Annotated in this window: 15 protein-coding genes; 11 read left to right on the plus strand and 4 right to left on the minus strand. The window is 70.8% G+C overall.

Features of this window, described 5'->3' with window-relative positions; translation table 11 throughout:
* Positions 1-51 precede the first annotated feature (51 nt).
* The 9 genes from sdhC (at position 52) to IE140_RS03445 (ending at position 6,916) form a co-directional block, all read left to right on the plus strand.
* On the plus strand, positions 52-432 hold the full coding sequence (gene sdhC, locus IE140_RS03405; protein WP_006127027.1) for a succinate dehydrogenase, cytochrome b556 subunit: 381 nt from the start codon (positions 52-54) through the stop codon (positions 430-432).
* 5 nt (positions 433-437) lie between these two features.
* Positions 438-920 (plus strand): succinate dehydrogenase hydrophobic membrane anchor subunit, encoded by a 483-nt coding sequence (locus IE140_RS03410; RefSeq protein WP_010058611.1) that lies wholly within the window; start codon positions 438-440, stop codon positions 918-920.
* 30 nt (positions 921-950) lie between these two features.
* Positions 951-2,705, plus strand: coding sequence for a succinate dehydrogenase flavoprotein subunit (sdhA, locus tag IE140_RS03415; RefSeq protein WP_032763694.1), 1,755 nt, complete (start codon positions 951-953; stop codon positions 2,703-2,705).
* Positions 2,705-3,472 carry a succinate dehydrogenase iron-sulfur subunit gene (locus tag IE140_RS03420; RefSeq protein ID WP_030084559.1) on the plus strand — a complete coding sequence of 256 codons (768 nt, stop codon included), beginning with the start codon at positions 2,705-2,707 and terminating at the stop codon, positions 3,470-3,472. Before sdhA ends, IE140_RS03420 begins: the two co-directional genes overlap by 1 nt.
* Before the next feature lie 141 nt (positions 3,473-3,613).
* Positions 3,614-4,216, plus strand: coding sequence for a hypothetical protein (locus tag IE140_RS03425; RefSeq protein WP_150195156.1), 603 nt, complete (start codon positions 3,614-3,616; stop codon positions 4,214-4,216).
* Between the two features lie 16 nt (positions 4,217-4,232).
* The gene (locus tag IE140_RS03430) at positions 4,233-5,084 is read left to right on the plus strand and encodes a hypothetical protein (RefSeq protein ID WP_150195158.1); all 852 of its coding nucleotides are present in this window, start codon (positions 4,233-4,235) and stop codon (positions 5,082-5,084) included.
* A 116-nt stretch (positions 5,085-5,200) separates the two neighbouring features.
* A complete protein-coding gene (locus IE140_RS03435) occupies positions 5,201-5,635 on the plus strand; it encodes a hypothetical protein (RefSeq protein WP_093443234.1) in 435 nt (144 codons plus the stop codon).
* 5 nt (positions 5,636-5,640) lie between these two features.
* Positions 5,641-6,150, plus strand: a complete 510-nt coding sequence (locus IE140_RS03440; protein WP_373296143.1) for a thiol-disulfide oxidoreductase DCC family protein — start codon at positions 5,641-5,643, stop codon at positions 6,148-6,150.
* A gap of 10 nt (positions 6,151-6,160) precedes the next feature.
* Positions 6,161-6,916, plus strand: coding sequence for a TetR/AcrR family transcriptional regulator (locus IE140_RS03445; RefSeq protein ID WP_150195160.1), 756 nt, complete (start codon positions 6,161-6,163; stop codon positions 6,914-6,916).
* Positions 6,917-6,973: 57 nt separating this feature from the next.
* Here the strand turns inward: IE140_RS03445 and IE140_RS03450 are convergent, their stop codons facing one another.
* The 3 genes from IE140_RS03450 to IE140_RS03460 all read right to left on the minus strand — a co-directional run bounded on the left by IE140_RS03450 (position 6,974) and on the right by IE140_RS03460 (position 10,464).
* The gene (locus IE140_RS03450; RefSeq protein WP_093443238.1) at positions 6,974-8,527 is read right to left on the minus strand and encodes an ABC transporter substrate-binding protein; all 1,554 of its coding nucleotides are present in this window, start codon (positions 8,525-8,527) and stop codon (positions 6,974-6,976) included.
* A gap of 272 nt (positions 8,528-8,799) precedes the next feature.
* On the minus strand, positions 8,800-10,185 hold the full coding sequence (locus IE140_RS03455) for a metallophosphoesterase (RefSeq protein ID WP_150195170.1): 1,386 nt from the start codon (positions 10,183-10,185) through the stop codon (positions 8,800-8,802).
* 33 nt (positions 10,186-10,218) lie between these two features.
* Entirely contained in the window at positions 10,219-10,464 is a 246-nt protein-coding gene (locus tag IE140_RS03460; protein ID WP_167533491.1) for an SCO4848 family membrane protein, read from the minus strand.
* A gap of 133 nt (positions 10,465-10,597) precedes the next feature.
* Between IE140_RS03460 and IE140_RS03465 the strand changes: the two genes are divergently transcribed.
* Positions 10,598-11,956, plus strand: a complete 1,359-nt coding sequence (locus IE140_RS03465) for a D-alanyl-D-alanine carboxypeptidase family protein (RefSeq protein ID WP_229826675.1) — start codon at positions 10,598-10,600, stop codon at positions 11,954-11,956.
* On the opposite strand, the gene IE140_RS03470 is transcribed toward IE140_RS03465, so the two are convergent.
* Positions 11,953-12,918, minus strand: a complete 966-nt coding sequence (locus tag IE140_RS03470; protein WP_150195164.1) for a YihY/virulence factor BrkB family protein — start codon at positions 12,916-12,918, stop codon at positions 11,953-11,955. The genes IE140_RS03465 and IE140_RS03470 overlap by 4 nt on opposite strands.
* Before the next feature lie 172 nt (positions 12,919-13,090).
* Between IE140_RS03470 and IE140_RS03475 the strand changes: the two genes are divergently transcribed.
* Positions 13,091-14,461, plus strand: coding sequence for an FAD-binding oxidoreductase (locus tag IE140_RS03475; RefSeq protein WP_150195166.1), 1,371 nt, complete (start codon positions 13,091-13,093; stop codon positions 14,459-14,461).
* The last annotated feature ends 17 nt before the right edge of the window (positions 14,462-14,478 follow it).

The following is a 14,478-nucleotide window of genomic DNA, read 5'->3' on the forward strand; positions in this document are numbered from 1 at the left end:
ACCGACAGTCAAGCCGGCCGACCCCAATCCCCGCTCCCGGAGGGTTCTTCCGTGCCGGCTGGAACGCTGTACCGCGGCCGGGAAGGCATGTGGTCCTGGGTGGCTCATCGAGTCACCGGTGTCCTCATTTTCTTCTTCCTGTTCGTACATGTCCTGGACACCGCTCTCGTCCGCGTCTCCCCCGAGGCCTACGACGACGTCGTGGCCACGTACAAGACGCCGATCGTCGCGCTCCTCGAATACGGCCTGGTGGCCGCGATTCTCTTCCACGCGCTGAACGGTCTCCGGATCATCGCCGTGGACTTCTGGGCCAAGGGCCCGCGCCTCCAGAAGCAGATGCTCTGGACCGTGCTGGGCATCTGGATCGTGCTGATGGTCGGGGCCCTGTACCCCGTCCTCGGTCACGCCGTACGCGACGTCTTCGGGAGCTGAGGCCCATGTCCAGCGAGACTTCTTCCGCGGCCGCGATCGGCGACGTCGAGGGCGTGAGCCTCTACGACGTCGACAACCCGGCGCCCGTGATCGAGCCGCCGCGCAAGCGGACGGCCAAGACGCCCAAGGCTTCGCGCGGCAACTTCGAGATGTACGCCTGGCTCTTCATGCGCCTGTCGGGCATCCTCCTGACCGTCCTCGTCATCGGCCACCTGCTGATCCAGCTGGTGCTCGACGGCGGCGTCTCCAAGATCGGCTTCGCCTTCGTGGCGGGCCGCTGGGCCTCGCCGTTCTGGCAGGCCTGGGACCTGATCATGCTGTGGCTCGCCATGCTCCACGGCGGCAACGGCCTGCGCACGGTCATCAACGACTACGCCGAACGGGACAACACCCGCTTCTGGCTGAAGATGCTCCTGTACACCGCCACGGTGTTCACCGTCCTGCTGGGCACGCTGGTGATCTTCACCTTCGACCCGAACATCCGCTAGGCGCCGGGACAGAGGGACCAGAGGAAAACCATGCAGATCCACAAGTACGACACCGTCATCGTCGGCGCCGGCGGCGCCGGCATGCGCGCGGCCATCGAGGCCACCAAGCGCAGCCGTACCGCCGTGCTCACGAAGCTCTACCCCACCCGCTCCCACACGGGCGCGGCGCAGGGCGGCATGGCCGCCGCGCTCGCCAACGTGGAGGAGGACAACTGGGAGTGGCACACCTTCGACACGGTCAAGGGCGGTGACTACCTGGTCGACCAGGACGCCGCCGAGATCCTGGCGAAGGAGGCCATCGACGCCGTCCTCGACCTGGAGAAGATGGGCCTGCCGTTCGGCCGCACGCCCGAGGGCAGGATCGACCAGCGCCGCTTCGGCGGTCACACCCGCAGCCATGGCGAGGCCCCGGTCCGCCGTGCCTGCTACTCGGGCGACCGCACCGGCCACATGATCCTCCAGACGCTGTACCAGAACTGCGTCAAGGAGGGCGTGGAGTTCTTCAACGAGTTCTACGTCCTGGACCAGCTGATCACCGAGGTCGACGGGGTCAAGAAGTCCGCCGGCGTCGTCGCGTACGAGCTGGCGACCGGCGAGATCCACGTCTTCCAGGCGAAGTCGGTCATCTACGCCTCGGGCGGCACCGGCAAGTTCTTCAAGGTGACGTCCAACGCGCACACCCTGACCGGTGACGGCCAGGCCGCCTGCTACCGGCGCGGTCTGCCGCTGGAGGACATGGAGTTCTTCCAGTTCCACCCGACGGGCATCTGGCGCATGGGCATCCTGCTGACGGAGGGCGCCCGCGGTGAGGGCGGCATCCTCCGCAACAAGGACGGCGAGCGCTTCATGGAGAAGTACGCGCCGGTCATGAAGGACCTCGCGTCCCGTGACGTCGTCTCCCGCTCCATCTACACGGAGATCCGTGAGGGCCGCGGCTGCGGTCCCGCCGGTGACCACGTGTACCTGGACCTGACGCACCTGCCGCCGGAGCAGCTGGACGCCAAGCTCCCGGACATCACGGAGTTCGCGCGGACGTACCTCGGCATCGAGCCCTACACGGACCCGATCCCGATCCAGCCGACCGCGCACTACGCCATGGGCGGCATCCCGACCAACGTCGAGGGCGAGGTGCTGGCCGACAACACCACCGTCGTCCCGGGCCTGTACGCCGCCGGCGAGGTCGCCTGTGTCTCGGTGCACGGCGCCAACCGCCTCGGCACCAACTCGCTGCTCGACATCAACGTCTTCGGCAAGCGCTCCGGCATCGCGGCCGCCGAGTACGCGGCGAAGAGCGACTTCGTCGAGCTTCCCGAGAACCCGGCCCAGCTGGTCCAGGACCAGGTCGAGCGGCTGCGCAACTCGACGGGCACCGAGCGGGTCGCCGAACTCCGCACGGAGCTGCAGGAGTGCATGGACGCCAACGTGATGGTGTTCCGCACCGAGCAGACCATCAAGACGGCGGTCGCCAAGATCGCCGAGCTGCGCGAGCGCTACCTCAACGTGTCCATCCAGGACAAGGGCAAGCGGTTCAACACCGACCTCCTGGAGGCCATCGAGCTGGGCAACCTGCTCGACCTGGCCGAGGTCATGGCGACCTCCGCGCTCGCCCGCAAGGAGTCCCGCGGCGGTCACTACCGCGAGGACTACCCCAACCGCGACGACGTCAACTTCATGCGCCACACCATGGCGTACCGCGAGGTCGCGGATGACGGCTCCGAGTCGGTCCGGCTCGACTACAAGCCGGTCGTCACGACCCGCTACCAGCCGATGGAGCGTAAGTACTGATGGCTACTCCCACCCTGGACAAGACCGACAACGCCGAGGCCGGCTTCGCCGACTCGCCGTTCATCACGGCCACGTTCCGGATCCGCCGCTTCAACCCCGAGGTGTCGGACGAGGTCCAGTGGCAGGACTTCCAGATCGAGATCGACCCGAAGGAGCGTGTCCTCGACGCCCTTCACAAGATCAAGTGGGAGCTCGACGGAACCCTGACGTTCCGCCGTTCCTGCGCCCACGGCATCTGTGGTTCCGACGCGATGCGGATCAACGGCAAGAACAGGCTCGCCTGCAAGACGCTGATCAAGGACATCAACCCGGACAAGCCGATCATGGTGGAGGCCATCAAGGGCCTCACGGTCCTCAAGGACCTCGTGGTCGACATGGACCCGTTCTTCCAGGCGTACCACGATGTCATGCCCTTCCTCATCACCAAGGGGAACGAGCCGACCCGTGAGCGTCTGCAGTCCCCCGAGGACCGCGAGCGGTTCGACGACACCACCAAGTGCATCCTGTGCGCCGCGTGCACGTCCTCGTGCCCGGTGTTCTGGAACGACGGCCAGTACTTCGGCCCGGCGGCGATCGTCAACGCGCACCGCTTCATCTTCGACTCGCGCGACGAGGCCGGCGAGCAGCGCCTGGAGATCCTCAACGACCGTGACGGCGTGTGGCGTTGCCGCACCACGTTCAACTGCACGGACGCCTGCCCGCGTGGCATCGAGGTCACCAAGGCGATCCAGGAGGTGAAGCGCGCGCTCATCACGCGTCGCTTCTGACCTTCCCGTAACTCCTGTTACGCCGACGGGCCCCGCCCCCGCAGCCTCACCGCTGCCGGGGGCGGGGCCTGTTGCTGCACCGGGGCCGCGTGGGCGGTACGGTTCAGCGGAGCTGAAGACCGAGAAGGAACGGGGATCGTCGTGAGCGAGCCGAATCCGTACGCGGACGACGCGTACAAGTGGGGCCCGCCCCAGCAGCCGGGTCACCAGCCCACCGTCGCGGACGGCCAGGCGTACGGCTACCCGAACCCGGGGGCCGCTCCGGCGTACGGCTATCCGCAGCCGCTGCCCGAGTCCGCGACCCAGCCGGGGCCGGGTTACGGGTACCCGCAGCACGGTCAGCCGACGATGCCCGGCCAGTACCTCCCGGTGCCGCAGGGCGGGCCGGGCCAGGGGGGCGGTGTGCCGGTGCTGTCGATCGGCGACATCACCGTCATGAACGACGCGATCGTCACCCCGTCCGGGTCGATGCCGCTCAAGGGCGCGGTGTGGACGGCCACGGACATGTCGCGCACGGAGGAGAAGATCCCGGCGCACGCGATCGTGCTGGCGATCATCTTCGCGCTGTTCTGCCTGATCGGGCTGCTGTTCCTGCTGATGAAGGAGAAGCGGACCACCGGCTTCGTGCAGGTCACGGTCACCAGCGGCGGCCGGCACCACTCCACGATGATCCCGGCGATGGGCCCCCACACCTTCCCGGCGATCATGGGCCAGCTCAACCAGGCCCGCTCCATGAGCGTCTGATCCACGGGTCCCGCTGATGGCACGTTTCGCGCACACGGTCACCGTCGCGGCCCTGGACCGGGGCTGGTTCGAGGAGGCCGCCGGCACGCTGGTGGACCTCCTCGACGCCTCCCGGGAGGGCCCGGGCGGATCGGTCGTGCTGGCCGACGGGCGCCCGGTGGAGGGCCTGCGGCTGCTGAAAGGGCGTCATCTGCGGCCGGGGGCGCGGTACGGGGAGTTCCCGGCGGTGCCCGAGGGGGCCGGGGAGGTTCCGGTGGAGCATGCGGGTGCCGAGGCGGGCGACTCCCCCGATGCGCCCCAGGCCGTCGTCCTGCGCACCTGGCGGCCGTCGCACTCCGTCGAGGCGGAGAGCCTCGTCGAGGAGGACGGCATGTCCCTGAAGGTGGGGCTCCGGCTGAGCGAGCCCCGCCGGCCCCGCGCGGTGGAGCTCTCCCTCTCGGGGCACAAGCCCGGGGGCGGCTCGCTGTACCGCTTCTCGGGGCGCGGCAAGGCCGATCTGGCCGCCTGGTGGGCGGCGGTGGACCGGCTCCCGTCCGCTCCCCCGGCCGCCCGGGCCCCGGTCTCCGGGCGGGCGGTGCACCGGCTGGCCGAAGCCCGTCTCACCCTCACCCCGCGCCCGGCCGAGGGCGGTTCCTGGCGGATCACCGTCGTGCTGAGCATGCGCGGGCGGTGGCTGCTGCGGCCGGTGGGCGCGGTGGTCCTGTTCTTCGCCCGGGGCCCGGTGGAGCGGGGCCTGCGGGAGGCGGCGGAGAGCGCGGCCGGGGAGTGGAACACGGCGCTCGCGGGGCTGACGCCGTTGCACGGCGAGGCGTTGCGCGCGGAGATCGCGGACGCGCTGGTGAACCCGGATGGGGCCACCACCCTCTGACCACCCCGCTGCGGCACCCCTGAGACCCCTCACGGACCCCTTCTTGAACATGTTCAAGAAGGGGTCTACAGTCATGCCCAAGAGCAGTTTTGAACGCGTTCAAGGGAGGGTGGGGCATGGACCTCACTGTTGTCGCCTACGTCGTCTACCTGCTGATCAGTGTGGCGCTCACCGTCTGGGTCGCCCGCACGCTCAGCCGCAACGGGCGGATCTTCCTCGCCGACGTGCTGCACGGGAACGAGAAGCTCGCCGACGCCGTGAACCACCTGCTGGTGGTCGGCTTCTATCTGGTGAACCTCGGGTTCGTCACGCTGTATCTGAAGAACACCGACGGGGTGGCCGACGCCCGCGAGCTGTTCGAGGCCCTCTCGGTGAAGGTCGGCGTCGTGCTGCTGGTGCTCGGCCTGATGCACCTGGGCAATGTGTGGGTGCTCAGCCGGATCCGCCGCCGCAGCGCGCTGGAGCGCGAGCAGACCCCGCCGGTCCCGCCGCAGGGCTGGACCCCGCCGGCGGCCCAGGGCCCGTGGACCGCCCCCGCGGCCGGCCGGTGAGTCCGGTGACCGAGGCAGCGCCCACCGGGGCGGCGGGCCACGTGCCCGGGAAGGCTCCCGCGGCCGGGGAAGCGCCCGCGCCCGCGGGGGCTCCCTGGCCCGGCCCCGTACGGCGGCTCACCGTGCTCTACGACGCCCAGTGCCCGCTCTGCGTCCATCTGCGGGGGTGGCTCCAGCGGCAGCGGCAGCTCGTACCGCTGGATCTCGTCCCGGCCGGATCGGCCGAAGCGCGGCGGCGGTTCCCGGAGCTGGACCACGCGGCGACGCTCCGGGAGATCACCGTGGTCGGCGACCTGGGCCAGGTCTACCGGGAGACGGCCGCCTGGATCGTCTGCCTGTGGGCGCTCGCCAAGTACCGCGCCCGCGCCCACTGGCTGACCACGCCGGCCGGACGGCCCTTCGCCCGGGGCACGGTGCTGGCCGCCGCCCGCTACCGCTCGATGGCCGTCCCGCCCTGCGCGCCCGGGGCGCGTGAGTGCGCCGCCCCGCCCGGCGGCGCGTGGGCTCCCCGATAACCTTGGGCCCGTGGTGAAGGAAGAGAAGAACGTGCAGGATAAGAGGCCGGCCAAGGCCACGAAGAGCGAGCAGACCCGCACGCTGATTCTCGAAACGGCGCTCCGGCTCTTCGCCGAGCGCGGCTACGACCGGACGACCATGCGGGCCATCGCCCAGGAGGCGGGCGTCTCGGTCGGCAACGCCTACTACTACTTCTCCTCCAAGGAGCACCTGGTCCAGGGCTTCTACGACCGGATCGCCGGCGAACACGCGACGGCGGTCCGGCCCGTGCTGGAGGGCGACGGCGATCTGACCGTACGCATCAGGGGCGTGCTGCTCGGCTGGCTGGACGTGGCGGAGCCGTACCACCGCTTCGCCGCCCAGTTCTTCAAGAACGCGGCCGATCCGGACAGCCCGCTCTCCCCGTTCTCCGAGGACTCGGCCGCCGCCCGCGACGCGGCGATCTCCATCCACGAGCGCTGCATCGCCGGAGCGGACGTCAAGAGCGATCCGGAACTGGCCCCGCTGCTGCCACAGTTGATGTGGCTGATGCAGATGGGCCTGGTGCTCTTCTGGGTGTACGACCGCAGCGAGGGCGCCGAGCGCAGCCGCCGGCTCGTCGAGCGCACTGCGCCGATCGCCGCCCGGGCCATCGCGCTCTCCCGGTTCCGGGTGCTGCGCCCGCTGGTGCGACAGGTCCACGGGCTGCTGGTGGAGTTCCTGCCGGGGGCCGGCACGGGTTCGGGTACGGCGACGGCCGGGGCGGGGCCCCGGCCGTCGGAGTGACGTCGGACCGACGTCGGACTGAAGCGGTGCCCCCGGCCGTCGGCCGGGGGCGGACCGTCAGATCCAGGCCAGTTCCCACAGGCGCCAGGTGCCGGTGCCGTCGGAGAGGTACTGGGAGCCGGCGACCTCGGACTTGGCGACGACGTAGTCCTTCTTCTGCCACAGCGGCAGCAGCGGGACGTCCTCGCCGACGAGCGCCTGCATCTCCTTGAAGTCGTTGGAGGTGCGGCTGCGGTCGCTGAACTGCTGCGTGGCGGCGATCAGCTGGTCCATCTTCTTGCTGGAGTAGCCGCTGTGCAGGACGTTCCCGGTGCCGACGAGCGGCTGGCTGAAGGTGTCGGGGTCCGGGAAGTCGGGGAACCAGCCGACGGTGTACATGTCGTACTTACCGGCCGCGTACTCCTTCTGGTACTTCGTCCACTCCACGGCCTGCACCGAGACCTTGAAGAGCCCGTCCTTCTCCAGCTGACGGCGCAGCTCGGCGGTCTCCTTGGTGTACATGTCGCCCTCGCGGTACGCGAAGTTGACGGCGACCGGCGTCTGCACCCCTGCCTGCTCCAGCAGCTGCTTGGCGCGCGCCGGGTCGGAGGAGGGGTAGGCGTCGAAGAACGGGGTGCTGTGCCCGATGTAGCCGGTGGGGATCAGCGAGTACAGCGGGTCGACCGTGCCCTGGTAGACCTTCCGGACCAGCGGGCCGCGGTCGAGGAGCGCGGCGACGGCCTGGCGGACCTTCTTCTCCCCGAAGGGCGAGTCCGCCCGGGAGTTGAAGATGATGTTGCGGATCTCGGCGCTGGCCGCCTCGGTCACCCGCACGTCCGGGTCGTTGACGTTCAGGTTGGCGAGCGTCTCGGACGGCAGCTGACGGTGGGCGATGTCCACCTCGTCGTTGTCCCAGGACGTCTGCAGTTCCTCGGAGGTCTTGAAGTAGCGGATGTTGACCGCTTCGCCGGTCTTCTTGAGCGCGCCCTTGTACTTCAGGTTCGGCACCAGCTCGGCGCGGTTCCCCGACTCGTACGACTTGAGGACGTACGGGCCGGAACCGTCGACCTGGTTGCCCGCACGGAGCTTGTCCTCGGGGTACTGGGTGCGGTCGACGATCGCCGCGGCGCCGGTGGCGATCTTCTGCGGGAAGGTCGCGTCCCGGCCGGACAGGTTGAACGTGATCGTGCGGCCCTCGGTCTTCACCGACTTGAGGGTCGGGAAGAGACCCGCGGGACCGACCTCCGACTTGATCCGGAAGATCCGGTCGAAGGAGTACTTGACGTCCTCGGCGGTGATCTTGCGGCCGTTGGAGAAGGTCAGGTCGTCACGGAGCTTGCACTGGTACGTCTGGAGCTTCTGCCCGACGAACCCACAGCTCTCGGCGGCGTCCGGTTCCGGCGTGACGGCGTTGGGCTTGAAGGTCATCAGCGACTGGTAGATGTTGCTGTAGATCGCCCAGGAGCCCGCGTCGTAGGCGCCGGCCGGGTCGAGCGACGTGACGACATCCGACGTGCCGACCGTGATCGCGTCGGACTTCGCCTCCCCCGACGGGAGCAGTTGCCAGGCACCGACGCCCGCTATGACCAATACCGCGAGAATCGCGAGAATCCGTACCCGGACCGACCGCATTGCCGTGCTCTCCCTTAACAGCCCCACCACGGCGGTCGCGTTTGTGACGCGCACGTCGCCGCATGTTCGCGCTTACCCAATCACACGATTTTCACATCTGGAAGAGTAAATGGGGCACTCACAGCCTTTTATTGGACACGCGCGGGAGACTCTGTCCGAAAAGGCTGTTTCGCGTCTCCTACCTGCGGGTTTCCGTAGCTGACGGTGACCCTTCGGTGTGGATTTCATGATGGCGGCCCGGGGCGCTGCGGACCGTCGCATCCGCAACGCGACTACGCCTGACGGGAGGCCAGCTCCACGACGGTGATGTCGGACGGGGCACCCACCCGGACGGGCGGACCCCAGGCGCCCGCGCCGCGCGAGACGAAGAGCTGGGTGTCGCCGTAGCGTTCGAGGCCGGCGACGGTGGGGTTGGCCAGCTCGGCGAGGAGGTTGCCGGGCCAGAGCTGCCCGCCGTGGGTGTGGCCGGAGAGCTGCAGGTCGACGCCGTGCTCGACGGCGTCGTGGATGACGACCGGCTGGTGCGCCATCAGGACGGCGGCGCGGCCCCGGTCCCGGTCGCCCAGCGCGGAGCCGAAGTCGGGGCCCTGCCCCTCGGTCTCGCCCGCGATGTCGTTGACCCCGGCGAGGTCGAAGCCCGCGATCTCGACCCGGGCGTTCTCCAGCGGGACCAGACCGAGTTCGCGGACGTGATCGATCCACTGCTCGGCGCCGGAGAAGTACTCGTGGTTGCCGGTGACGAAGTAGCTGCCGTGCCGGGCGCGGAGGGCGGCCAGCGGTTCGGCGGCGGAGCCGAGGTCCGCGACGGACCCGTCGACGAGGTCGCCGACGACGGCGACCAGGTCGGGCGAGGTCGCGTTGATCGTGTCGACGATCCGGCGGGTGTGGGCGCGGCCGAGGATCGGGCCGATGTGGATGTCGCTGACCACGGCGATCCGGAAGCCGTGGGCGGCGCGGGGCAGTTTGGCCAGCGGGACGGTGATCCGCCGGACGCTCGGCCCGCGCAGCACGCCGTACGCGCCGTACCCGACGGTGGCGAGCCCGGCGGCCGCCGCCGCGCCGCCGACGACCCGGGAGACGAAGAGCCGGCGGGAGGGGTGGAGGGCGGGAGCCGGGGCGGAGGTGCTGGATGCGGGTTCCGCTTCCGGTTCCACGACAGGGCCGGGAGCGTCGGATGCGGTACGCGCCACCGCGTCCGAGGGAGCGGAGACCCCGCCGGAACCAGACTTCACCAGCTCTTCGGTACGGGGACGGGTCTCACCCGGGACCTCCGTGGGGGTGCCGGAAGTCTCCGCAGGGGTTCCGGAAGACGTTCCGCTTTCTGCCCCGGCCCGCACCGCGTCCCGCCGGGCGAGGATCCGCAGCAGAACCGGGCGTACGACCTCGCCCACGAGCAGCGCCAGCGTCAGATAGAGCAGGCAGGCCAGCCACAGGAAGCCCGGCCAGGCCAGCACCTGCTGGAGCCAGAAGGGAGCGCCCACCCGGCCCGACGTCATGGCGCCGACGCTCAGCAGGGGCAGTACGAAGGCCGCGACGGTGCCCGCCCGGCGCAGTCGGCTGCCGGGCGCCGTCGTGTCACCGACGAAGCGCCGCCACACATACCGGTGCACGGCGCCGAGCAGCGCCAGCACCACGAGTGCCACCAGGGCGAAGACCACTGCAGCCATCCGAGCTTCCCCATGTTCCCGTCGTCATGCGCGTGTGCCGCGCAAAGCCCGGACTCCGCGCAACCCGATCACGCCGACCGCCGTCCCCAGAAGAAAGGACGTGATGGCGAGCAGCAGGTGCACCCAGAAGTACCCGGTCGGTTCGCCCGCGTCGTCGAAGGCGAGCCCGCTGCCGTCCTGCCACAGGTTCTTGACGAAAGTGATCCAGATGAACCAGCTCCACACCCCGAACGCGAGCAGGAACCAGGACACGCGGCGGCTGAGCTTCATGGGTCCAGTATCGCCGTCGTCCCCCGGGCCCCTCGCCCGGGGTGGCGTCCGAACGGGGCCGTCCTGGCGTTCCCTGCGGCGGGTCAGCCGGTCCGGGTCCTCATCCACATCTTCGCCCTGTACGTTTCCGACCGTGCCTGTTCTGAAAAAGATCGCCCTCACGGTCACATCCGCCGCCCTTCTGTCCGGTTTCACCCTCACTCCGGCCGTGGCGGCCGACAAGGACAAGAGCGACGACAAGCAGCCCAAGCCGCCGGCCGTCATGTCCAGCCTCGGCGGGGAGCGGCTCAGCATGTCCGGCAGCCAGGTCAACCTGGGGCCGGGGGTTCCGGTGCTGCCCAAGGGGCTGACCGGCCGGTCGTGGATCGTGGCGGACGCGGAGAACGGCGACGTCCTGGCGGCGCACAACTCGCACTGGCGGCTGCCGCCCGCCTCCACCCTGAAGATGCTCTTCGCGGACACCGTGCTGCCCGCGCTCCAGCCCACCCAGACCCACAAGGTGACGGAGAGCGAGCTGGCCGGGGTCGGCGAGGGGAGCAGCCTCGTCGGGATCAAGGAGGACCACACCTACACGGTCCACGACCTGTGGCTCGGGGTGTTCCTGCGGTCGGGCAACGACGCGGTGCACGTGCTCTCCGAGATGTACGGCGGTATCCCGCAGACGGTGGCCGCGATGCAGAAGCACGCGGAGGAGCTCCAGGCCCTGGACACCGTGGTGGTCTCGCCGGACGGGTACGACGCGCCGCGCCAGGTCTCCAGCGCCTACGACCTGACGCTGATCGCCCGCAGCGGGATGCAGAAGAAGGACTTCCGCGAGTACGCGGCGACCGCGTCGGCCGACTTCCCCGGCGAGAAGAAGAAGGGGAAGAAGCGCGACTCCTTCGAGATCCAGAACACCAACCGGCTGATCACCGGGGACATCGGCGTGGACCCGTACAAGGGCATCGCGGGCGTCAAGAACGGCTACACGACCCACGCGGGCAACACCTTCACCGGCGTCGCCGAGCGCAACGGCAAGGTCCTCCTGGTCACGGTCATGAACCCGTCGGCGGAGGAGAGCCACGCCGTCTACAAGGAGGCCGCCAAGCTGCTCGACTGGGGCTTCGCCGCGAGCGGCAAGGTGACCCCGGTCGGTGAGCTGGTGCCGCCGAAGTCCGTGGACACCGGTACCGGCACCTCGACCGGCGGCAAGGGCGCGGCGCCCGCCGCCGGTGCGGACCAGGGCACGGGGGGCCAGGCGGAGGCCGCGCACGCGTCGGCGGCCTCGAAGGGTTCCAGCGGGGTCGGGGTCGCCCTGGCGATCATCGGCGGCCTGCTGGTGGTCGTGGCCGCCGCGGTGTTCCTGGTCAACCGCCGCTGGCCGCTGGCGGGTCTGGGGGGCCGCAGCGCGCCCGAGACGAAGGACGCGGGCGAGGCGGCGGACCCGGCGGAGGCCGCCGAGCCGACCGCCTCCGCCGGCGAGAGCGCCGGAAAGCCCGCGGACAAGGCTTAGGCCTTGTCGGCGCGGGTGGAGCCGCCGGGCGCCTCGGCCCCGGCGGCTCCTCCGTCTCCGCCCCCTCCGGAGTCCGCTGCCCCCTCCTTCTCCTCCCCCACGCCTTCCTCCTTCTTGCTCCCGGTCGCCGTCCAGGCGGCGCAGAACAGCAGCAGCTTCGCGGTGAAGTTGATCCACAGGAGCAGCGCGATCGGTACGCCGAACGCGCCGTACATGCTCTTGCCCGCCACGTCCCTCATATAGCTGCCGAGCAGCAGCTTGAGCAGTTCGAAGCCGACCGCCCCGAGCAGCGCCGCGACCACCAGCCGCCGCCGGGGCGGCTCCACGCCGGGCAGCAGCGTCAGCAGATAGAGCAGCAGCAGGAAGTCGGCGGCGACCGCGACCACCAGTGCGGCCACCCGCAGCAGCACGCCGCCGGCCCCGCCCTCGGGAATGCCGATCAGGTCGGCGGTCCGGCCGACCGCCACCGAACCGATGCTGGAGACCGCCACGGTGGCGATCACCGCACCGCCGAGGCCGACCAGCAGCACCGCGTCCTTCACCTTGGCGACGACGGGGTTGGCCTCCTGGACGTCGTCCAGTTCCCAGACCGCGCGCAGGCACTCGCGCATCGAGCCGACCCAGCCGACGCCGGTGAACAGCAGCAGCGCACCGGCCACCAGGCCGACCGTGCCCGCGTTGGCGACCAGCCCGTCGATGCCGAGCTGGTCGGAGATGCCGGGCACCTGGTCGGCGAGCTTGTCCTTGATGGTGTCGAGCTGCTTGTCGCTCAGCAGGGCGGCGGCGATCGCCGCGCCGACCGCGATCAGCGGGAAGAGGGCCAGGAAGCTGATGAAGGTGATCGCCGCCGCCAGCCTGGCCCAGTGGACCCGTTCCAACCGCTCGTAGGAACGCCAGGCGTGCGTCTCCATCAGCCGGGCGACCAGGGGCCCGATCACCGGGAGTTTCTTCAGCCAGTCCATGACGTCACGCGTACCCTCCTGAGCCCGGAACACCAGCGGCCCGCCCAGGACTCTCCCGGACGCGCCCTGCGGATCTCCGGCACCATGCGCTGACACTCACTCCATCACCCGTTCCGGTGAGCGAATTCACCAATGCCGCAAAGCGGATTTCTGGGGCGATACGGTCACCCTCATGTCCGTCGACACGGTGTCCTTGACCGGCTGGGGCCGCACCGCCCCGACGACCGCCGTGCGGTTCCGCCCCCGCAGTCACGAGGAGGCGGCCGCCGTCGTCCGGGGGCGCGGGCCCCGGGGCGTCATCGCGCGCGGGCTGGGGCGGTCGCCCGGGGACGCGGCGCAGAACGCGGGCGGCTCAGTGCTCGACCTGTCGGGCCTGGCCCGCATCGGCGGGGTGGACGCCGCCGCCGGCGTGGTGCGCTGCGACGCGGGGGTGAGCCTGGAGCGGCTGCTGCGGGTCCTGCTGCCGCTGGGCTGGCTGCCGCCGGTCCTGCCGGGGACCGGCAGGGTGACGGTCGGCGGGGCGATCGGCTCCGATCTGCCCGGGCTCGACCACCGGCGGGCGGGTTCGTTCGCCCGGCATGTGAGCTCCCTGGAGCTGCTCACCGCCGACGGCGAGGTGCGTACGGTGCTGCCGGGCACCGCCCTCTTCGACGCGACCGCCGGGGGCCTCGGGCTGACCGGGGTGATCCTGGGCGCCACGCTCCGCCTCCGGCGCGTCACGACGGGGCTGATGTCGGTCTCCGCCGAGCGCGCCGGGGACCTGGACGATCTGCTGGCCCGTTTCACCGCGGGCGGCGACCGGCTGCCGTACGCCTCCGCCTGGGTCGACCTGATGGCCCGGGGCCGGGCGACCGGGCGCGGGATCCTCACCCGGGGGGAGCACGCGACCCCTGATATGCGCCCGGCGCACGCGGGGCGCACTCGACTCCCGAAACGCTCCGGAGCAGCGCCGGGGTGGTCCCTCCTCCCCGGTCTCCCGCCGCTGCCGGGCGGGCTGCTCGGCCCGGCGGCCACGGCCGCCGCCCTGTGCAACGAGGTCCGCTACCGGGGCTCGGTCCGCGCGCGGACCGGTGAGCTGCGCCCGGTCGCCACCTTCTTCCACGCCTCGGACGCCCTCCCCGACGTACGCCCGCTCTACGGCCGGGGCGGGCTCGTGCGCTACCGGTTCACCGTCGGATACGGCCAGGAGGAGACCCTGCACCGGGTGGTGCGCCGGATCGCGGCGCACCGGAGCCCGGCCGTGCGGGCCGTCCTCCAGCGGTTCGGGGCGGCGGACCCGGGCCTGATGTCGTTCGCCGCGCCCGGCTGGTCCCTGGAGCTGGATCTGCCCGCGGCCCTGCCCGGTCTGGCCCGCCTCCTGGACGGGGTCGACGAGGAGGTGGCCGCCGCCGGGGGCCGGGTCTGCCTGGCGAAGGACTCCCGGATGCGGCCGGAGACGGTGGCCGCGATGTACCCGCGGCTGGCGGAGTTCCGGGAGCTGCGGGCGGGTCTCGACCCGGCGGGGGCGTTCCGCTCGGACCTGTCGCGTCGGCTCGGGCTCTGACCCGCCCCCGACCCGCC

It is taken from the genome of Streptomyces parvus (assembly GCF_014648875.1).
GTDB classification, from domain to species: Bacteria; Actinomycetota; Actinomycetes; order Streptomycetales; family Streptomycetaceae; genus Streptomyces; species Streptomyces parvus.